Genomic DNA, 19,960 nt, shown 5'->3' with positions numbered 1-19,960 from the left:
CGCACAGGGCCGGACCGATGATTATCCGACGGATGGCGATGAAAGTCAGGTCGGCAGGGCCGCAGCCCGTCCACCGTAAAAAGAGATGCGGACGGCCCCGGATCGACGAGGAGACCGGTACCGCCCGCATCGGTGAGCTGTGCCTGCAGGCCAAGGCACCACGGCCTGTGGTGCCTTGGCGCGGCCGCCTCATCGGCGGTGCCGCGATGCCGGGGCAGGAGCGCCCGGCGGGGCCATCGATGGCCGGGTCACGCCGTTCCGGGCGTGACGGGGTGCGTCAAAGCGTGGGGGACGTCATTGGGAGCGGTGTTTCGTACATTCGCAGAAGTCGTTGCTTGGCCAGCAGCTTCTCGCGCTTCATGCGACCCAGGGTGACATCATCGATCGGGAGTACACCCAACTCCGCGTCCATGCACTTCTTGTTCAACTTGCGGTGCTGGTCATGGAGTGCCCTGAACTCCGGATCACGCGCGCGACGGGCGTCGATCTCGCTCTGGGGCTGATCTTCAAACATGATGGACCTCCTTCGACAGATACACGAACGCCCCGGCCGCAAGGCACGGGGCGTTGTTCATGGAGGAGCGCCGGTCGATGGCCACCTGGACGCCTGCAACGACCTGCGGCACTGGCCTGCGCACGTCGATCTGCTGCGGTTCGCGCCCTGTTTGCATCGGCCCGGCCCTCCCATCGTCCGGTCCGCGGCATTGCGTCCCGGACGATTGACCCTACGCCTGCTCAAGGCGGGGTACAAGACCCCTGCGGCAAAAAGACCGAACCCCGCCGGGGCGGGGTTCAGGCTGAATGCTCATTGCAACGAAAAACAAACAATATCAAGCAATTAGGGGGCGATGATGACCTCGGCCGAGCGTGCCCGGGTGGACGCAGCCTTCTTGCCGCTGAGCTGGATCCGGTTGCTCGCGACACCGGCCGCGACCAGGGCGTCGCGCAGCGCTTCGGCGCGTTTCTGGCCGACGCCGTTGGCGCTGTCATAGGCCTCGATGCGCAGGCGGCCCTTCTTGCCGATGTTCAGGTACTCGGCCAGCGCCTTGGCCTGGTTGCGGGCCCCACCGGACAGGCTGGAGGCGCCAGCGGCGAATGCGTCACCATTGAAGGTGAAGACCTCACCACGGCCATCGAACTTCGAGCCCGGCAGCTTCTGCCCGGATACCAGCTCGGCTTCCTCGCGGGCCAGCTTGGCGGCGTTCTGCTGGGCAGCGCTGAGGCGCTGCTGCTGCTTGCCGGCCACGCTGGTCAGAGCATTCTCGGCATCCTGGCGGGCCAGGGTCTCGGCCTCGGCGGCCTGGCGCAGGCGCTCAGCCTCCTCGGCCTGCATCTGCGCCTGCATGCGCAGCTGCTCGGCCTCCTGGCGGGCACGGGCGGCATCGCGGCGGCTGGCCTCGATCAGCAGATCACTGCGGGTGCGCTCGAGGCGATCGACCTCACGCGCGGCCAATGCGGCACGCACGGCAGTCTCGGCAATCTCCACCCGGCGCTCGGCCAGGTAGGTGGCCAGCTCCTGGTCGCGGCGCTTGGCCTTGTCCAGGGTGGCGATGGCCTGCTGGGCCTGCATGCGCTCGAAGGCGCCCAGCTCAGCCGTGTCGGGATTGGCCTGGATGGCCATCAGACGCTGGCTCAGCTGCGCCACCATCGGGTTGTCGGCGGCCAGGGCCAGGGTCGGCAGCGTCAGCAGGGCAGCCAGGGTTGCGGCAGTCATCGGCTTCACCGGCGGTCCTCCCCGGTCGACAGCTGGCGCTGCAGCTGGTTGACCTCGTTGCGGCGCAACTGCAGCTGCGCGGTGACGGTGGCTTCCTCGCTGCGGGCGCGGGCCAGGTCGGCATCGGCAGCGGCGCGCAGGGCGATCGCCGGAGCGTTCTTGCGCTCGCGGCGGTCGCCGGCAGCACGCTGGGCCTGTTCCAGCCCCTGCCGGGCCAGCCCGATCAGGTCCGGGGCGTACTGGTCGGCGTCGGCCTGGGTGGCCTTGTCGACCGCCTGCCGGGCCTGGGCCAGTTCCAGTGCGCCGTCCTGCGCCCAGGCGGGGGCAGACAGTGCGAATGCAAACGCCATCACATACAGGCCATGGCGCATTCGTGCGAAGCTAAGTCGTTTCATTGGGGAGGCCGTACCGGTTGTCGGTTCACGGCCATTGTCGTCAAGCCGACACCGTGCTGGCAACGGGCGTCGGCCGTTTCGTTGGGGAAAATTCGCAATGGATATCGGCTACTTCCTGAAGCTGATGACCGAAAAGAACGCTTCGGACATGTTCCTGACCACCGGAGCACCGGTCTACATCAAGATCGAGGGGAAGCTTTATCCGCTGGGCAACACCGGCCTGCCGCCGGGCATGGTCAAGAAGATCGCCTACTCGCTGATGGACGAAGGCCAGGTGCCGCAGTTCGAGCGCGAGCTGGAGCTCAACATGGCCATCGCCCTGCCCGATGCCGGGCGCTTCCGCGTCAACGTGTTCAAGCAGCGCGGCGAAGTGGGCATGGTCATCCGCGCCATCCGCAGCCGCATCCCGAGCATCGAGGAGCTGAACCTGCCGCAGGTGCTGAAGGACGTCATCATGACCCCGCGCGGGCTGGTGCTGGTGGTGGGGTCCACCGGTTCCGGCAAATCCACCTCGCTGGCGTCGATGATCGACCACCGCAACAGCACCACCACCGGCCACATCCTCACCATCGAGGACCCGATCGAGTACCTGCACAAGCACAAGATGTCGATCGTCAACCAGCGCGAGGTCGGGCTGGACACCCATGCCTTCCACAACGCGCTGAAGAACGCGATGCGTGAAGCGCCGGACGTGATCCTGATCGGCGAGATCCTGGATGCGGAAACGATGGAGGCGGCGATCGCCTTCGCCGAAACCGGCCACCTGTGCCTGGCCACCCTGCACTCCAACAACGCCGACCAGACCATCGAGCGCATCCTCAACTTCTTCCCGGAAAGCGCGCACAAGAACGTGCTGATGAACCTGGCGCTGAACCTGCGTGCGGTGATCAGCCAGCGCCTGGTGAAGAACAAGGAGGGCCGTCGCCTGCCGGCCACCGAGGTGCTGATCAACACGCCGATGATCCGTGACCTGCTGCGTCGCGGCCAGGTGCACGAGATCAAGGCGGCGATGGAAGGCTCGCTGGAGGAAGGCATGGAGAGTTTCGACCAGTGCCTGTTCCGTCTGGCCAAGGCCGGCATCATCGAGCAGGAGGAAGCGCTGCGCGCGGCCGACTCGCGCGATGGCCTGGCCCTGAAGTTCCGCCTGTCCGAAGGCAGCAGTGGCGAGCACGACCCGTACGCGGATTTCTCGGCCGGGCAGCCAAGCATCACCCACGGCTTCTGACCGCACGAAAAAGGGGACGGAGGGGATTAAGTCGTAAGTGCATTTACGACTTAATCCCCTCCGTCCCCTTTTTCTGAAGAATTCAGGGGCGGTCTCATCCAATGAGACCCCTCATCCGTAGGTTTCCTCAATGGAAACCATCCGCAAGCTGGCCATTCTGGCCGATGCCGCCAAGTACGATGCCTCCTGCGCCTCCAGCGGCTCGGGCAAGCGCGATTCGCGCGTCAGTGGCGGTATCGGCAGCACCGAGGGCATGGGCATCTGTCACAGCTACACGCCCGATGGCCGCTGCGTTTCGTTGCTGAAGATCCTGCTGACCAACTTCTGCATCTACGACTGCGCCTATTGCGTGAACCGCGTCTCCAGCAACGTGCCCCGCGCACGTTTCAGCGTGGACGAGGTGGTCACACTCACCCTGGACTTCTACAAGCGCAACTACATCGAGGGCCTGTTCCTGTCCAGCGGCATCATCCGCAATGCGGACTACACCATGGAACAGATGGTGGAAGTGGCCCGGCAGCTGCGCGAAGAACACCGCTACGCCGGCTACATCCACCTCAAGACCATTCCCGAGGCCTCGCCGGAGCTGCTGGCCAGTGCCGGGCGCTATGCCGACCGCCTGTCCATCAACGTGGAACTGCCGACCGAAGCCGGCCTGAGCGCCTTGGCGCCGGAGAAGACGGTGCATTCGATACGCGGCGCGATGGGCGAACTACGCTGGCGCATCGAGGAAGCCAAGGAGGCGCGCAAAGCCCCCACAGCGATGGCACCGAGGGCCAGCCGCAGTCCACGCCCTCCCCGTTTCGCACCCGCCGGGCAGAGCACGCAAATGATCGTCGGCGCGGACGGGGCCAACGACCAACAGATCCTGGCCAGCGCCGATGCGCTGTACGGCAACTACCGCATGCGCCGGGTGTACTACTCCGCGTTCAGCCCGATTCCGGACGCCAGCCGGCAGCTGCCACTGCAACCGCCTCCGCTGCAGCGCGAACATCGCCTCTACCAGGCCGACTGGTTGCTGCGCTTCTACGGGTACGGCGTGGATGAGATTACCGATACCACCCAGGACGGCATGCTCGACCTGGATATCGACCCGAAAATGGCTTGGGCGATCCGTCACCCCGAGCGCTTTCCTGTAGATCTCAACCGCGCGCCGAAGGAAATGCTGCTTCGCGTACCCGGGCTGGGCGTGCGCAACGTGAAACGGGTGCTGATGGCACGCCGCCACGGTCGCCTGCGGGTTGCCGATGTAGCACGCCTGAAGGCACCGATGAGCAAACTGCTTCCGTTTGTGCAGCTGGCTGACCACCATCCACGCAAATCGCTGGACGATCCGGCGGCGCTGCGCGCGCAGTTGGCCCCACCGCCTCGTCAGGGATCGCTGTTTGATGCACCGCCCGCCGCCTGACGCGCAGCGCTGGTCGCTGCGGGTGGACCCGCAGTGGTCGCTGCAGGCCTGGCGCGATGCTGCGCGCGAAGCGTTGCTGCGAGGCGTGGCCCCGCCTCAGCTGGACTGGCTGGAAGGGAGCGAAACGTCGTTGCTGGATGCGCCGGCCGTGCAGCGGGCGCCGATGCTGGCTGATGCCAGTGCACCCAACGTGCCCCGCGATTTCCTGGAACTGGCGGCCACCTGCCTGTGCCATCGCGCCCCCCAGCGACTGGCCTTGCTGTATCGCCTGCTGTGGCGCATCGTCCATGGCGAGCGTTCGGTGCTGAGCAACCCCGCCGACGCCGATGTCCTGCGCGCAACGGCGCTCGCCCAGGCCGTCCGCCGTGACACGCACAAGATGAAGGCATTCGTGCGCTTCCGCGAGGTGCCTGGCCAGCCTGATGCGTTCATCGCCTGGTTTGAGCCACAGCACCACATTGTCGACCGGGTCGCGCCCTTCTTCGCGCGCCGCTTCACCGGCATGCGCTGGGCGATCCTCACGCCTTCGCGCAGTGTCGCATGGGACGGGCAGGCGCTTGCTTTCGGCCCCGGCGCACGGCGCGAGGATGCCCCGGCCGAGGATGCGCGCGAATCACTGTGGCAGACCTACTACGCCAACATCTTCAATCCGGCGCGACTCAATACACGCATGATGATGCAGGAGATGCCGGCAAAATACTGGCGCCACCTGCCGGAGGCCCAGCTGCTGCCACGCCTGGTGCGCGATGCGGCCGACCGCGTGCAGGAAATGCATGACCGTCCCGCGCAGGCACCGCAGCGCAGGATCCCCCTGCGTGCAGGTGTTGCGATGCCAGCAGCGGATGCCAGCAGTCTGGAGAAACTACGCGGACAGGCCAGCACCTGCCGCCAGTGCCCGCTGTGGGAGCAGTCCACGCAGACCGTGTTCGGGCAGGGGCCTGCAGACGCCCGCATGATGCTGATCGGGGAACAACCTGGCGACACCGAGGATCTGCGCGGACAGCCGTTCATGGGTCCTGCCGGTCAGCTACTGGACCGTGCGCTGACCGAATTGGGAATCGATCGCGCGGCGCTGTACCTCACCAACGCCGTGAAGCACTTCCATCATGAACGGCGTGGCAAGGTGCGACTGCACAAGCGACCGGAAAGCCGGCACATCCAGGCCTGCCGCCCCTGGCTGATGGGTGAGATCGCGCGCGTGCGGCCCCAGGTGATCGTGTGCCTCGGCGCGACAGCGGCAGCCTCGGTGTTTGGTCGTGGGTTCGACCTCTCACGCGACCGCGGACGCTGGCACACCCTCGAGGACGGCACCCGCGGCTATGCCACAGTGCACCCGGCATGGGTATTGCGGCAGACCGACGATGCGCGCCGCGAGGATGCCTATCGGCTGTTCCGCGATGATCTGGCCCGATTGCAACAAAAAGGGGACGGAGGGGATTAAGTCGTAAGTGCACAAACGACTTAATCCCCTCCGTCCCCTCTACTTTCAGGCGGCGTCGGGCTGGTTTTCCGGGCGTGCGCGGTCGAAGGCGTCCAGTGCTTGGCAGGCAGCTTCGATACGGCGCAGGGTCGGGTACAGCGCCAGGTCCAGACCGAAGCGATGCGCGTTGTACAGCTGCGGCAGCAGACAGATATCGGCCAGGCCGGGACGGTCACCGTGGCAGAAGGTGCCCGTCGCGCTGCTGTTGGCCAACATTGCCTCCATGGCAGCGAAACCCTCGGCGATCCAGTGCAGGGTCCACTGCGTGCGGGCGTCGGCAGGCACCTGCAGGGTGCGCTCCAGGTACTGCATCACCCGCAGGTTGTTGATCGGGTGGATGTCGCAGGCCACCAGCTGGGCCAGCGCGCGCACCCGCGCACGGCCGGCGGCATCGGCCGGCAGCAACGGCACCTGCGGGAAGCGCTCATCCAGATATTCGAGGATCGCCAGCGACTGGGTCAGTGCATGCCCGTCATGCAGCAGGGTTGGCACCAGCTGCTGCGGATTGAGTGCGCGATAGGCGTCAAGGTGCTGCTCGCCACCTGCGCGCACCAGGTGCACCGGCCGGGCTTCCCAGGCCAGGCCCTTCAGCTCCAGGCCGATGCGCACGCGGTAGGCGGCGCTGGATCGCCAGTAGGTGTACAGCACGATGCCGTCGTCGACCGGGATCTCCATCGCCGCCTCTCTGCTCAGGGCCTGGTGGCCTGTTCGATGCGCTGCTCGATCGCACCGAAGATGCTGTTGCCGGCGGCATCGAGCATCTCGATGCGGACCACGTCGCCGAAGGACATGAACGGCGTGCTCGGCTTGCCGTCGCGCAGGGTCTCCACCACGCGCTGCTCGGCGAAGCAGGAGGCACCCTTGCTGGTGTCTTCGTTGGCGATGGTGCCCGAGCCAACGATGGTGCCGGCGCTGAGCGGACGGGTCTTGGCCGCATGTGCGACCAGCTGGGCGAAGTTGAACTGCATGTCCACGCCGGCTTCCGGCGCGCCAAACCACTGGCCGTTGATGTGGGTCAGCAGCGGCAGGTGCACCTTGCTGTCCTGCCACGCGGCGCCCAGCTCGTCGGGGGTGACGAACACCGGCGACAGCGCCGAGCGCGGCTTGGACTGCAGGAAGCCGAAGCCCTTGGCCAGTTCGCCCGGAATCAGGTTGCGCAGCGAGACATCGTTGACCAGGCCGACCAGCTGGATATGGCCTGCGGCCTGTTCCGGGGTGGCGGCCATCGGCACGTCGTCGGTGATCACCACGATCTCTGCTTCCAGGTCGATGCCATAGTCCTCGCTGACCACCTTGACCGCGTCGCGCGGACCGTAGAAACCGGCGCTGGTCGCCTGGTACATCAGCGGGTCGGTGTAGAAGCTCTCCGGCACCTCGGCGCCACGGGCGCGGCGCACGCGCTCGACATGCGGCAGGTAGGCGCTGCCATCGACGAACTCATAGGCACGCGGCATCGGCGCGGCCAGCGCCTGCGGGTCCAGGTCGAACACGCCATCGGCGTCGCCCGCGTTGAGCGATTCGTACAGGGCGTTCAGGCGCGGCGCGATGTGGCTCCAGTCCTCCAGGGCCTGCTGCAGGGTGGCGGCAATGCCGGTGGCGCGCACGCCGTGGCGCAGGTCACGCGAGACGACGATCAGGGTGCCGTCGCGGCCGCCTTCCTTCAAAGAACCAAGCTTCATGGGTGGGTGTCCGGAGTCGTGGGCAAACAAGTTTCAAGTGTAATCAAATCTGCGTCGACGCCAAGCTGCAGCGCGGCATCGGCCCACCCTACCGTAGTGGGGGGTTCGGCAGGGTTGCACCCTGCACCTGCTTCCAGCCAGGGCAACGTCAACAGCAACAGCCGGCTCTGGGTTGTCTGTGAGCTGGGCGGGACGGTGTGGGTGGGCAGGACACGCCGTAAACCCGTCCCTGGGGGCTCGATGGCGCCATCCATGGCGCCAACGGTCCTGCCCACCCACACCGTCCCACCCCTGACAATTTCCCGATGACGGATCGAACATCCACATCATTCATCGTCGAAATCCGTCAGATATCGAAATTGATCGAATGAGATTCGACAGATCGCGGAAGCCTCTCGAAGGCGGGGTGGGTCCGGTTGCGGGGCGTGAGCCGCATGGATGCGGCGACCGAGCTTACATGGGTGAGGGCGCTTTGCTTGCGAAGCACCGCTTCGCAAGCGCCCGAACGCACAGCCGCCAGCGGCTGGGCCGGGCCCCGGAGGGGTACTTGCAGCGCCCCCCCGCAACCGGACCCACCCCGCATCCCTAAGGAAACCGGCTTTTGACGTTGACGTTGACGTTGCTTCAGCCTCTGCGGGTGCAGGGCGCAGCCCTGCAGAGAGCCCCCCTACCTGAACAGGCCTTTTTGCGTGAAGTCTCAAACATCGTTTAGACTTGCAGGGTCTGCAGCGGCCGTCCGTTTCCCTCCGGGACCGCCGGCGACCAGGGTCCGCCCTCTTCGCCCGCCCCCACTCCGACGCCGTTCGTCACGCATTCCAGCCTGCGCTTCGTGCCGGCTGCACCCAATTCTCGCAGCGCGGTTCACGGGAACGCTCCGAGTCAGCCGATCAGTTTGATCTGCCCCCGTCTGTCCGTTCGGACAGGCGTTTCTTGTACTTGGAGCAATCTCAATGTCTTTTGAATCGCTGGGCCTGGCGCCCTTCCTGCTGCGTGCGCTTGCCGAGCAGGGCTACGAAAACCCGACCCCGATCCAGCAGCAGGCGATCCCGCTGGCGCTGGCCGGCCGCGACCTGCTGGCCGGTGCACAGACCGGTACCGGCAAGACCGCTGCCTTTGGCCTGCCGCTGCTGCAGCACCTGGGCACCGCCTCGCAGGAAGTGCGCAGCGGCCCGCGCAAGCCGCGCGCGCTGATCCTGGCCCCGACCCGCGAGCTGGCCACTCAGGTGCATGACAGCCTGCGCGGCTACAGCAAGTACCTGCGCATCCCCAGCGCCTGCATCTACGGCGGCGTCGGCATGGGCAACCAGCTGGACATCCTGCGCCGTGGCGTGGACCTGCTGGTGGCCTGCCCGGGCCGCCTGATCGACCACCTGGAGCGTCGCAGCATCGACCTGTCCGGCATTGAACTGCTGGTGCTGGACGAAGCCGACCGCATGCTCGACATGGGCTTCCTGCCGTCGATCAAGCGCATCCTGGCCAAGCTGCCGAAGCAGAACCGCCAGACCCTGCTGTTCTCGGCCACCTTCGAGGACAACATCCGCCAGCTGGCGCTGGAGTTCATGCGCAACCCGGAACAGATCCAGGTGACGCCGAAGAACACCGTGGCCGAAACCATCACCCATCGCGTGCACCCGGTCGATGCCGGCCGCAAGCGCGACCTGCTGCTGCACCTGCTGGCGCAGGACAGCCGCGAGCAGACCCTGGTGTTCGCCCGCACCAAGCACGGCAGCGACAAGCTGGCCACGTTCCTGGAAAAGTCGGGCATCAAGACCGCGGCGATCCACGGCAACAAGAGCCAGGGCCAGCGCCTGCGTGCGCTGGGCGACTTCAAGGCCGGCCGCGTGACCGTGCTGGTGGCCACCGATATCGCCGCGCGCGGCATCGACATCAACGAGCTGCCGAAGGTGATCAACTTCGACCTGCCGATGGTGGCCGAAGATTACGTGCACCGCATCGGCCGCACCGGCCGCAACGGCGCGACCGGCCAGGCGATCTCGCTGGTGGCGCAGGATGAAGTGAAGCTGCTGCGCGCGATCGTGCGCCTGCTGGGTCGCGACATGGACATCCGCGATGTGCCGGGCTTCGAGCTGCAGACGCCGATCCGCTGGGGCAACAGCGCGCCGGGCAAGGCCGAGCACGAAACCGGTGAGCGCGCACCGCGCAAGAACCACGCGCGCCGTCCGCACGGCGATGCACCGCGCCATGCGCATGCGGGCCCGAAGAAGGCCGGTGGTGGTCGTCGCGAGGGCGGTGGCAATGGCCAGCAGCGTGCAGGTGCCGGTCAGGGCCAGCGTCGTGGCGGTGGCGGCAATGGTGGCGGCCGTGGCCGCGGCCAGGGTGGCAACGGCGGCGGTCGCGCCGGCTGATCCCAGCTGACAGCTGTTGTGCTTCCCGCTGCGCGGGAAGGCTATCGAGGGACGGCGCTGACGCGCCGTCCTTTTTTGTTGCTGGCTACCGGGTGATGAAGCACGCGGTGGCAGTACCGAGGGCGGATGGGCACGGGGGCAGCGCAGAACACGCTGTAAATACGTCCATGTAAGCTCGATGGCGCCATCCATGGCGCCAACGGTTCTGCGCTGCCCCCATGCCCATCCGCTTCAAGCATTGCCTGCGCCTTCTTCTCCCGCCGGGTAGCCGGGAGAAGAAAGATCAAATTCAAATTCAAATTCAAATTCAAATTCAAAGGCAAAAGCCGAAGTCGCAATTCCTGGCTTTGCTTTTGCTTTTGCCCTTGCTCCCGCCTTGGGGTTCGATGCGTCCGCGTCCGCAGGAAACTGTCGAGGGGAGGCCGGGCGGGCTGCGCAGGACCGTTGGCGCCATGGGCCCGAGGCATGCCTCGGGCGGGTTGGGCAGGACGCCCAACCCCGGCCTTGCCGTGTGCGCAGGACAGCGCACACGAGCAAGCGCCGATCGAGCTTACACGGACGTATTTACAGCGTGTCCTGCGCAGCCCGCCCGGCCTCCCCACCCATATATCAACTGAAGCGCGTGCAGCCTCAACCCCGCGCTTTACTCGGATTCACCAGATTCCCGAAGAAGATCGCGTTGATCAATAGCCGATCCGTCCCGTGCCAGTACTTGCGATGCGCCGGATCATCGGCAAACAGCACCACGTTGCCCTGCCCCTGCGCCGACACCAGCAGCCACGCGCTGCCTGCCACCCTCGCGCGGTTGCGCTCGGACAGATAACCATTCACCCGCGGCGGCGTGTCGATGCGCACCACCGTCGAGAACGGGTTCGCGCTCGGCTGCAACGTCACCGTGTTTTCCTTGTTGATCGCCAGCTGACGGCGTGGCACACCGAACGCCAGCGGATGACTGGTATCAACATCGGCACTGAGGATGTTGCCGCTGACCCGCTCGATCGCGGCGATGTCGCGCTGATCGCCGAATGCACGGCGGCTCTCGTCAGCGGTTTCTTCTTCCTTGCCAAGCTTCTCGCCGTCGGCCAGCTTCTGTTCGATCGCCCATTTCGAGGCACTGCCGTAGGTCACCAACGAACCACCGGCCTGCACCCAGCGCTTCAGTGCAGCCACCGCCGTGGCATCGACGCCGGCATAGGTTCCGCCGGACAACACGATGGTGGTGTAACGGTCCAGCGGCACTTTGCCCAGCTGCTGCGGATCCAGCTTGCTGGCCGGCAACCGCAGCTGCTGGTCCAACAGGAACCACGCCGATCCGATTTCGGTGGCGGCCACGCCCTCGCCCATCACCAGTGCCACCGAGGGCTTGCGCAGCGCTTTGACGCCGTCACTGCCGAGGTCGATGCCTTCGCGGCTGCGGCCACTGGACAGCGCGTGCACCTGCACACCTGCCTCGCGTGCGGCGGATGTCACTGCCTCAAGCAGCGCCGTGCCCTGCAGTGGTTGCCCGGCCACCGGAATCACCAGGCTGCCGGCGGCGAAGCTGGCCTCGCCCTGCGCCGTCGCGGTGGTGAACGGCTGGAATGCCGCGCGTGCATTCACGCCCTTGCCCTGCAGCGCGGCCAGCGCGCGCCCGGCATTGTAGTCGCGCCAGTCGATCGCGTAGGCGAATCCTGCCTGGCCGCCCAGCACGGTGCCCTGCTCCGCCGGCAGCGCCGCCACGCGTGCGCCGCCGTCGATGCGGCTGCGGCTACCGGCGAAGGCCACGCCGTAGGCCGGTGCAATCGCGTAGCTGGTGCTGCCGTAGAACACATCGCCCTTGATCGGCGGCGTCTCGGCAAAGATCGAATGCACCAGGCGGAACTGCGCCTGCTGCACCGGCACCACGTAGGCGCTGCTGGCATCGAAGCGCTGGCCGTCGACAGTGACTGCACGCTCCAGCGTGCGCACTTCGATGCGATGCAGCAGCAACAGTTCCAGCAGGCGCCGGGTCAGTGCCGGATCATGCGCGTCGCCGAATACGAAGCTCTTCACCGGCTGCTGTGCGGCCTGCTTCAACGCGCTCTGGAAGAACTGCTTCTGCAGGTCGAACAGGCCGCTGCGCTCGGCTACCGCGCCGCGCACCGTGCCCAGCCCGGTAGCCACCTGGTTGCGGATGGTGAACGGGAAGGTCAGCAGGCCGTTCACCGATTCCTGCACGCGGCCGCGCGAGCTGGCCTGCTCGACGGTAACGCCGACAGCACCATGGAAGTCCGGGTAGGTGGAGCCGTAGACCGGCGAGAAGTTGTCGAAATTCTCGCCGGTGTAGTACAGCGACCCCAATGCATCCAATGCCTGCGCCTGGTACTTGGCCAGGGTCTTGTTGAACTCGTACGACGCCGCCGGAATCAGCGGGCTGTGCATGCTCTTCGGCGAGGGCTCGAAGTAATAGGTGCTGTCCTTGCCCATCTCGTGGAAATCGATCTGCACGTTCGGGTACCACTGGTGGAACACCTCCACCTTCGGCCGCGAGTCCTGCTGGGTCAGGGCCAGCCAGTCGCGGTTGAGATCGGTGAAGTAGTGGTTGGTGCGGCCCTGCGGGAACGGCTCGACGTGTTCCTTGTCGGCCGGGTCGGCCGAAGCCGGATCGGAGGCCCACGCGTTGTGCCAGTTGGCAGCACGATCACGGCCGTCCGGGTTCTGCGCCGGGTCGAACAGCACCACCGCCTGCTGCAGCCATTGCTGGGTTTCGGCACTGCGGTTGGCCACCAGGTAGTACGCCGTCAGCATCGCCGCTTCGGCACTGGAGGTCTCGTTGCCATGCACGCTGTAGCCCAGCCACACCACCACCGGGCTGTCACCGGCGGCGCTGCGCGGCTGCGCCGGATCGGCCAGGGTCGCGTGCTGCTGGCGGATCTGTTCCAGCCGCGCGTGGTTGCCTGCAGCGGTGACGGTGGCGATCAGCAGCGGGCGACCTTCATAGCTGCGGCCGATCTCGCGCACACTGATCTTGTCCGAGCGTTTCGCCAGTTCCTGGAAGTACGCCACCAGCTGGTCGTGCCGGGTGTAACGGCTGCCGATCGGGTAGCCGAGGAACTGCTCCGGCGTGGGCACCGCTGCATCGAACGCCGCTGCGTCGGTCACCTGCGGGAAGAAGTACGCGCTCTGTGCCTGCGCCGGCTGCGGCGAGGACAGTGCGGTGGCGGCGGCAAGCAGCAACGGAAGAACGGCACGGCGATGCAAGGACACGATGACTCCCCTGGAACACAACGGCAGACAGTCGCGCGGCCGGTCCCTTCAGGTGACCGGCCGCGGCGGATGGATCAGAAGCGGTAATCGAAGCCCAGCGTGAAGTAGCGGCCACGCAGGTCGTACTGGCTGAAGTCGTACGGCGCGCGGATGCCCGGGAAAGAGGCGTCGTACGGCGGCGTCTTGTCGGCCAGGTTCTGCACCTTGGCGTACACCGTCAGCTTGTCGATGCCGGTGTAGGCCAGGTACAGGTCGTACTGGCTGTAGCTGTCGACACGCTGCTGCACGGCCTTGGCGGCGGTACTGGCTTCCTGGCGGTAGCTGCTGGTGTAGTACCAGGTCACGGCTGCGTTGAAGTCGCCGTACGTCCAGTCCAGCGTGGTGGTGGCCTTGTCCTTGGGCAGGGTTGCGCCCAGGTTGCTGCCGGCGTAGTCCACCAGTGGGCCGCCGACCACGGTCGGGCGACGGTAGTCGCGCACGTGGGTGTAGGCCGAGGACACGGTGAAGTCGCCCAGCGCAGCGGTCGGGATGCGCTGGCGCAGCTCGACGTCGATGCCCGAGGTCTTCAGCTCGCTCAGGTTCTGGTAGCGGTTGTAGACCGCCTGCAGCTTGCCGCGCTCATCGCGCTGCACCGCACCGGCCACGTTGTCGTTGACCAGGGTCTGGGTGTTGTTGGTGCCGACCAGGTTGTCCAGCTGGATACGGTAGTAGTCCACGCTCAGGTTGGTGTTGGCCCACGGCGACAGCACCACGCCGAAGTTCACGCTCTTGGTGCGCTCGGGCTTCAGTTCGTTGTTGCCGACGGTGAAGAAGGTCGGGTTCTGGCGCGAGCCCGGCACGTCCGGATCACGCGGATCGACCACGCTGCCGTAGGCGATGCTGGTGCTGTTGGAGTTCTCCGACAGCGACGGCGCACGGAAGCCCTTCGACGCCGAGGCACGCACCAGCAGGAAGTCGAGCGGCTGCCAGCGCAGGCCGATCTTCGGCGAGAACGCATCGCCGAAATCATCGTAGTGATCGGCGCGCGCGGCAGCGGACAGCTCCAGCGTCGATGCCAGCGGCACGTTCACTTCGGCGTAGGCCGCACTGACCTGGCGTTTGCCGTGCACTTCGGCGATCGCCGGGCGCACCTGCAGGCCGGCATCGATCTGCCACGGATTGTTGGAATCGAGCTTCTCACGGCGCCACTCGGCACCGGCAGCGAAGCCGATCTCACCTGCCCAGGTATGACCCAGGCTGCCGGAGATCTTCGCGTCGATGCCCTGCAGCTTGGACTCAGCCGGACGCAGTGTGGCGATGTTGATCGAGTCACGCACCGACTGCGGCGTGGCGGCCGGGTTCAGCAGGTTGTAACTGCCGGTGACCAGCGCATCGGCCAGCGCCCAGCGGTTGGCGAAGCCACCGGAGACGCTCTCGCGCTCGCTGCTGCGCGCGCCGAACGCTGCGACCTCCCAGTCCCACTTCGCGGTGGTGCCACGCAGGCCGAACACGCCGCGGTAAGCGGTGGAGCGGTTGGTCTTGAGGGTGCCGCCAAGGTCGAAGAAGGTGTATTCGATCGGGATCGCACGTCCGTACGGGTTGTACGGGTTGCTGGCCGGCAGCAGCGACGACACCGGCTCGGCCAGGCCACTGTCCGCGTTCAAGGCGAAGCGGCCACTTTCCAGAGTGAAGAACGGGCTGCTGCCGAACCACGCGGTGCTTTTGATCTGGCTGTACAGCACTTCGCCGAAGGCTTCGACGTTGTCGTTCAGGCGGAAGGTACCGTTGGCATAGGCCTGGTAGCGCTTGGTCGAAGGGATCAGCGTGGTGAACGGCGCCTGGTTGAAGCCGCAGGTATCACCGGCCAGGCCGTCGATCGGTGCGCTGGCGACGCGGGTGGTACCAGCCGGGCAGTTGCCGCTGGCATCGAGCATCGGCACCGACACGCCGTTGACCAGGTAGCGCGCGCCCTTGGCCGACCAGCCGTTCCAGCGGCCGCCGGGCTTGTCGGTGTAGATGCCGCTCTTTGTCAGGTTGCGTTCGTCCTGATCCAGGCGTTCGCGGTTGTAGCCCTGCAGGCTGAAGAGGATGTTGTAGCCGTCGGTATCGAGATCACCGAGGCCGCCGACGAACTTCAGGTTCTGCTCGTGCAGGCCGCCCTGGTCGGCGCCGCCGAAGCTGCCGCCGATCTCGGCGCCTTCGAAGTTCTGCCGGGTGATGATGTTGACCACACCAGCCACGGCATCGGAGCCGTACACCGCCGAGGCGCCGTCCTTGAGCACTTCGATGCGCTCGACCGCAACCAGCGGAAGCGCGTTGAGATCGACGAAGGTGTCGGACAGGCCGCCGGCCGGGAAGCCGTAGTTGGCCAGGCGGCGGCCGTTGAGCAGCACCAGTGTGTTCTTCTGCGACAGGCCACGCAGGCCGATGCCGGCCGAGCCGGAGGCCCAGCCGTTGTTGGTGGTTTCGTTGCTGGCGTTGCCGGTGTTGGCCGAGATCGAACGCAGCACATCGGCCACGGTGGCCTTGCCGGTCTGTTCCAGCTGCTGGCGGCCGATCACCTGCACCGGGTTGGAGGCCTCGGTATCGGTGCGCTTGATGTTGGAACCGGTGACGCGCACGGCGGCCAGGGTGCTGGCTTCGCCACTGGCGTCGGCGGAGGTTTCGGCGGCGGCGGACAAAGGCGCGGCCAGAGCGACGGCCAGGGCCGCCACGAGCAGGGTGTGCTTGGGCATGACGATGTGGGGGAGGTGGTAAGGGCGACGAAGTTCCGCAGTAGTCCATGCCTGGCCGGGGCCCGGCCAATAACATCTCTTCATACGGATATAAGAGAAACTAACATCTCTTCATCCGGATGAAAAGACTTACTTCACGAAAGTCCAACATCCGCTCAGGCTGGCCGGCCACCTGCGGCGTACAATCGCGCCATGGAAATCTTCAAAGTCTTCATGCTCGAGGCGGCGCACCGCCTCCCCAACGTGCCGCCGGGGCACAAGTGCGCGCGCCTGCACGGCCACTCCTTCCGGGTGGAACTGAAGGTCGAGGGCGAGCCGGGTGCGCAGACCGGCTGGATCATGGATTTCGGCGACGTGAAGGCGGCCTTCCAGCCGATCTACGACCGCCTGGACCATCACTACCTCAATGACATCCCCGGCCTGGAGAACCCGACCAGCGAGAACCTGGCGGTGTGGATCTGGAACGAGCTCAAGCCGAGCCTGCCGGCGCTGAGCGAGATCACCGTGCACGAAACCTGCACCTCGGGTTGCCGTTACCGCGGCCCGACGGCCTGATCGACTCATTGATCTGAAAGGTGTTTCAAAGGCGCCCTGGGCGCCTTTGTTATTTTTGTTGCATTGCCGCATCAACGGCGTATGCTGCACTGCATCAAGCCACTCCCTGATGCCCCCATGGCCACCGCCTTCAGCGATCGCTTCAGTGATGCCACCCGCCAGCTCGCCGCCGCGGCAACGCGCGCGAACCGGTTGGCGTTGGAGAACGCGGAAAGCATGTTCGGGGTGCAGCTGAAGGCGATGGAGCGCAACCTGACCGCGACCGGCGGCTGGCTCGGCGAGCTGGCCCGCAGTGACGACGCGGCCGGGGTGCTCAACAAGGGCGCACAGCTGTGGCAGGACAACCTGCAGCGGCTGGGCCAGGCCCAGCAGGACGTGGTCGGGCTCGGCCTGCAGGCCGGCAAGGCCTGGTCCGAACTGGTGCACGGCTACAACGAATCAACGGCGGACGCGAACAACCACTGACGCGACGCAACGCTCATTGCGTGGGTCCCTCCCCCCACGCAATCCGGACCCGGCAGATCCCTCCCTCTGCCGGGTCTTTTTTTGCCTGGCGTTTGGACTGAAGAGCGCTTCTTCGCCTGGATTCCCTGCGAGCTGAGGGGCCCCGCCGGGGCAGGCAGGGGCCTGGGCAAATGTCCCCCGGCGCCGGCCGTTGGCCGTCACCTCCTCCTTTACTTTGCCCAGACCCCTGCCCACCCCGACGAGGCTCGGCTTACGGCAGGTAAAGCGCAGCGCTCGTGGCAACCTCTCAATGAGGCGCCGACAAACTCCGAACGCAGGGCGGAGGCCCTTGCGTACGAAGTAAAGGGGGAGGTGACGGCCAACGGCCGGCGCCGGAGGACATTCGTACGCAAGGGCCTCCGCCCTGCGCCACGCTGAACAAACCGCCACAAGCGCGTCTTCGTCCGGATTCGCCGCAAACTGATGGACCCCGCCGGGATGGGCGTGCGGTGAGCAGAGCGCAGCGCTCGCGACAGCCCTTCAATGTGGTGCCGACGAACTCCGAACGCGGGGCGGATGCCCTTGCGTACGAAGTAAAGGGGGAGGTGACGGCCAACGGCCGGCGCCGGAGGACATTCGTACGCAAGGGCATCCGCCCCGCGCCACGCTGATTCAATCCGCTGCACGCAATGCAGAAACCGCTCAGCGCCCGCGGTCACCGTGCCAGTGCTGGTGCCACGCCTGGAACATCAGCACGTTCCACAGGTGCGTGTGCCACTTGCGCTCGCCACGCAGGAACGCCTCCCAGATGCCGCGCACGCGTACTGCATCGAAGCAGCCCTGGTTGCGTAGCAGCTGCGGGTCCAGCAGCGCCTCCGCCCAATCGCGCAGCGGGCCCGCCAGCCAACGCGCCATCGGCGGGCCAAAACCGCGCTTGGGGCGGTACACCAGCGGTTCCGGCAGGTAGCGCGCCAGCAGGTGCTTGAGGATCCGCTTGTGCTCACCATCGTGGTACTTCAGGTGCTGCGGCAGGCGCCAGGCCAGGCGCACCACTTCCATGTCCAGCAACGGCGCACGCGTCTCCACGCCCGCCGCCATGCCCGCACGATCGACCTTGGCGAGGATGCCCTCGGCCAGATCCATGCGGAAATCCAGCAGCTGGATGCGCGCCTCGGCCGGCAGCGCGGTGTCCTGCTGCTGGAAGATCGTCATTGGTTCGCGCGCGCCCAGCACCACCTGCGCCGGCTGCCGCCAGCGGGTGACACGTTGCAGGTAATGCCCTTCCACATCGTTGGCGGCAACCTCGGCCACCAGCGCACGCCAACCGCCCAGGCGGCCACGTTCGACGTTCATGCGGTTGCCACTGCGCCGCGCCAGGTCACGCACCCAGTCCGGCAAGCCACCACAGAGGCGTGCATTGCGCAGCGCCCGGCCATAGCTGGGATGACCGAAGAACAGTTCATCGCCACCGTCGCCGGTCAGCGCCACCGGCTTGCGCGCGCCCAGCAGTTCGCTGGCCAACAGGGTCGGCAGCTGCGAGGCGTCGGCGAACGGTTCGCACCAGACCTGCGGCAGGCGCTGCAGCAGGTCCAGGCCCTGGCGCGCGTCCATGCGGTGCAGGTGATGCTGCACGCCCAGGTGGCGTGCGACCTGCGTGGCCCAGTCGCTCTCATCGTGGCCCGGATCGTCGAAGCCCACCGTCCATGCCTCGATCGGCAGGGTCGATTGGGCCTGCATCATCGCCGTCACCAACGACGAATCGGTGCCGCCGGACAGGAACGCGCCGCAGGCCAGCGGCGAGTGCATGCGAGCGGCGATGGCCTTCTGCAACACCGCTTCCAGCTGGTCGGTGGCCTGTTCCAGGCTCGGCGCCGGCTGCAGCGGTTCCTGCAGCGCACTCTGCATCGCATCGCGTGCGCACCAGTAGCGCGCGCCCCCTTCCGCCGCCTGGCTGGAACCGCCGGCAGCGTGGTCATCCAGATCGACGCGCAGCACCGCGCCGGCCACCAGCTTGTGGATGCCCCGGTAGATGGTGTGCGGCGCCGGCACATAGTCGTGGCGCAGCAGCAGGCTCAGCGCATCCTGGTCGATGCTCGGCGCGAAACCGGCGAAGGCCTGCAGCGCCTTCATTTCCGAGGCGAACAGGAACTGGCCCTGGAACCAGCCGTAATACAGCGGCCGCTCGCCAACCGGATCACGCGCCAGCCACAACGCTCGCGACTCACGGTCCCAGACGCTGAAACCGAAGGCGCCCTCAATGCGCGACAGCGCCCGCTCTACGCCCCATTCAACGATCGCCTGCAGCAGCAGCCGGGCGTCACTGCAGCTGCGTGGCAGCTCGCGCAGCTGCGCCTGCAGGTCGGCGCGGTTGTACAGGCGGCCGTCCAGGCACAACACGTAACGGCCGCAGTCCGAGCTCAGCGGCTGCAGCGGGGTATCGGTCGGCGCCCGGCAATGGCCCAGCGCGAGGCCGGCCTCGGCGTCGGTCCAGTAACCGATGCGGCCCCGGCCACGCTGCTGCAGGGCGCGCAGCATCGGCGCCAGCTGCTGCAGCAGGTGTTCGTCCTCGGCGGGCGGCAACCAGGCCCCGACCACGCCGCTCATCGGGCACCTCCGCAGCGGCAGCGGCGGGACGGGTTCAGCAGGCAGGGGGCGGCGAGCGACATGGGAACGGCACGCGGAGCGGAGGAGACTCCATGCTCGGCGCCCCACCTGCCCCGCGTCAGTCGCTTTGCTGTCAGCGATGGTCACCAGA

Annotated in this window: 14 protein-coding genes; 6 read left to right on the top strand and 8 right to left on the bottom strand. The window is 66.6% G+C overall.

What is annotated here, in order from left to right:
• Window positions 1-277 precede the first annotated feature (277 nt).
• From ACZK5G_RS02600 to ACZK5G_RS02590, 3 genes are all read right to left on the bottom strand, one after another.
• Window positions 278-514, bottom strand: coding sequence for an HP1242/YdcH family protein (locus ACZK5G_RS02600; RefSeq protein WP_004154075.1), 237 nt, complete (start codon window positions 512-514; stop codon window positions 278-280).
• A 324-nt stretch (window positions 515-838) separates the two neighbouring features.
• Window positions 839-1,723 (bottom strand): OmpA family protein, encoded by an 885-nt coding sequence (locus ACZK5G_RS02595; RefSeq protein WP_107432729.1) that lies wholly within the window; start codon window positions 1,721-1,723, stop codon window positions 839-841.
• Entirely contained in the window at window positions 1,720-2,085 is a 366-nt protein-coding gene (locus ACZK5G_RS02590; RefSeq protein ID WP_049398394.1) for a DUF4398 domain-containing protein, read from the bottom strand. Before ACZK5G_RS02590 ends, ACZK5G_RS02595 begins: the two co-directional genes overlap by 4 nt.
• A 121-nt stretch (window positions 2,086-2,206) precedes the next feature.
• On the opposite strand from ACZK5G_RS02590, the gene ACZK5G_RS02585 reads away from it, so the two are divergent.
• The 3 genes from ACZK5G_RS02585 to ACZK5G_RS02575 all read left to right on the top strand — a co-directional run bounded on the left by ACZK5G_RS02585 (window position 2,207) and on the right by ACZK5G_RS02575 (window position 6,183).
• A complete protein-coding gene (locus ACZK5G_RS02585; RefSeq protein ID WP_032127971.1) occupies window positions 2,207-3,334 on the top strand; it encodes a PilT/PilU family type 4a pilus ATPase in 1,128 nt (375 codons plus the stop codon).
• A gap of 130 nt (window positions 3,335-3,464) precedes the next feature.
• A complete protein-coding gene (locus ACZK5G_RS02580) occupies window positions 3,465-4,742 on the top strand; it encodes a putative DNA modification/repair radical SAM protein (RefSeq protein ID WP_478465238.1) in 1,278 nt (425 codons plus the stop codon).
• On the top strand, window positions 4,723-6,183 hold the full coding sequence (locus ACZK5G_RS02575) for a UdgX family uracil-DNA binding protein (protein ID WP_478465237.1): 1,461 nt from the start codon (window positions 4,723-4,725) through the stop codon (window positions 6,181-6,183). Before ACZK5G_RS02580 ends, ACZK5G_RS02575 begins: the two co-directional genes overlap by 20 nt.
• Window positions 6,184-6,228: 45 nt before the next feature.
• On the opposite strand, the gene maiA is transcribed toward ACZK5G_RS02575, so the two are convergent.
• Both maiA and ACZK5G_RS02565 read right to left on the bottom strand, forming a co-directional pair.
• On the bottom strand, window positions 6,229-6,897 hold the full coding sequence (maiA, locus tag ACZK5G_RS02570) for a maleylacetoacetate isomerase (protein WP_478465236.1): 669 nt from the start codon (window positions 6,895-6,897) through the stop codon (window positions 6,229-6,231).
• A 14-nt stretch (window positions 6,898-6,911) separates the two neighbouring features.
• The gene (locus tag ACZK5G_RS02565; RefSeq protein WP_032127967.1) at window positions 6,912-7,901 is read right to left on the bottom strand and encodes a fumarylacetoacetate hydrolase family protein; all 990 of its coding nucleotides are present in this window, start codon (window positions 7,899-7,901) and stop codon (window positions 6,912-6,914) included.
• A 950-nt stretch (window positions 7,902-8,851) separates the two neighbouring features.
• On the opposite strand from ACZK5G_RS02565, the gene ACZK5G_RS02560 reads away from it, so the two are divergent.
• Complete coding sequence (locus ACZK5G_RS02560; protein WP_121504813.1) at window positions 8,852-10,267, top strand: DEAD/DEAH box helicase; 1,416 nt, start codon at window positions 8,852-8,854, stop codon at window positions 10,265-10,267.
• 630 nt (window positions 10,268-10,897) lie between these two features.
• On the opposite strand, the gene ACZK5G_RS02555 is transcribed toward ACZK5G_RS02560, so the two are convergent.
• Together ACZK5G_RS02555 and ACZK5G_RS02550 are read right to left on the bottom strand one after the other, a co-directional pair.
• On the bottom strand, window positions 10,898-13,492 hold the full coding sequence (locus ACZK5G_RS02555) for a M14 family zinc carboxypeptidase (protein ID WP_478465235.1): 2,595 nt from the start codon (window positions 13,490-13,492) through the stop codon (window positions 10,898-10,900).
• A gap of 74 nt (window positions 13,493-13,566) precedes the next feature.
• Entirely contained in the window at window positions 13,567-16,206 is a 2,640-nt protein-coding gene (locus tag ACZK5G_RS02550; RefSeq protein WP_478465234.1) for a TonB-dependent receptor plug domain-containing protein, read from the bottom strand.
• A gap of 192 nt (window positions 16,207-16,398) precedes the next feature.
• Here ACZK5G_RS02550 and queD point away from each other — a divergent pair, with 192 nt between their 5' ends.
• Together queD and ACZK5G_RS02540 are read left to right on the top strand one after the other, a co-directional pair.
• Window positions 16,399-16,761, top strand: coding sequence for a 6-carboxytetrahydropterin synthase QueD (queD, locus tag ACZK5G_RS02545; RefSeq protein WP_005407953.1), 363 nt, complete (start codon window positions 16,399-16,401; stop codon window positions 16,759-16,761).
• Between the two features lie 117 nt (window positions 16,762-16,878).
• Entirely contained in the window at window positions 16,879-17,226 is a 348-nt protein-coding gene (locus ACZK5G_RS02540; protein ID WP_132809089.1) for a phasin family protein, read from the top strand.
• 681 nt (window positions 17,227-17,907) lie between these two features.
• Here ACZK5G_RS02540 and asnB read toward each other — a convergent pair.
• Window positions 17,908-19,809, bottom strand: coding sequence for an asparagine synthase (glutamine-hydrolyzing) (asnB, locus tag ACZK5G_RS02535; protein ID WP_478465232.1), 1,902 nt, complete (start codon window positions 19,807-19,809; stop codon window positions 17,908-17,910).
• Window positions 19,810-19,960: the final 151 nt, after the last annotated feature.

This window comes from Stenotrophomonas sp. 62841_Sma (assembly GCF_056482945.1).
Note: the sequence above shows the minus strand (reverse complement) of the source record. Positions and strands in the feature narration are given on the sequence as shown.

Bases quoted from the DNA above. Each gene is read 5' to 3' on its own strand.
- maiA (WP_478465236.1), bottom strand. From the start codon at position 6,897: ATGGAGATCCCGGTCGACGACGGCATCGTGCTGTACACCTACTGGCGA.
- ACZK5G_RS02580 (WP_478465238.1), top strand. From the start codon at position 3,465: ATGGAAACCATCCGCAAGCTGGCCATTCTGGCCGATGCCGCCAAGTAC.
- ACZK5G_RS02590 (WP_049398394.1), bottom strand. From the start codon at position 2,085: ATGCGCCATGGCCTGTATGTGATGGCGTTTGCATTCGCACTGTCTGCC.
- ACZK5G_RS02540 (WP_132809089.1), top strand. From the start codon at position 16,879: ATGGCCACCGCCTTCAGCGATCGCTTCAGTGATGCCACCCGCCAGCTC.
- ACZK5G_RS02575 (WP_478465237.1), top strand. From the start codon at position 4,723: ATGCACCGCCCGCCGCCTGACGCGCAGCGCTGGTCGCTGCGGGTGGAC.
- ACZK5G_RS02585 (WP_032127971.1), top strand. From the start codon at position 2,207: ATGGATATCGGCTACTTCCTGAAGCTGATGACCGAAAAGAACGCTTCG.
- queD (WP_005407953.1), top strand. From the start codon at position 16,399: ATGGAAATCTTCAAAGTCTTCATGCTCGAGGCGGCGCACCGCCTCCCC.
- ACZK5G_RS02550 (WP_478465234.1), bottom strand. From the start codon at position 16,206: ATGCCCAAGCACACCCTGCTCGTGGCGGCCCTGGCCGTCGCTCTGGCC.
- asnB (WP_478465232.1), bottom strand. From the start codon at position 19,809: ATGAGCGGCGTGGTCGGGGCCTGGTTGCCGCCCGCCGAGGACGAACAC.
- ACZK5G_RS02560 (WP_121504813.1), top strand. From the start codon at position 8,852: ATGTCTTTTGAATCGCTGGGCCTGGCGCCCTTCCTGCTGCGTGCGCTT.
- ACZK5G_RS02565 (WP_032127967.1), bottom strand. From the start codon at position 7,901: ATGAAGCTTGGTTCTTTGAAGGAAGGCGGCCGCGACGGCACCCTGATC.
- ACZK5G_RS02600 (WP_004154075.1), bottom strand. From the start codon at position 514: ATGTTTGAAGATCAGCCCCAGAGCGAGATCGACGCCCGTCGCGCGCGT.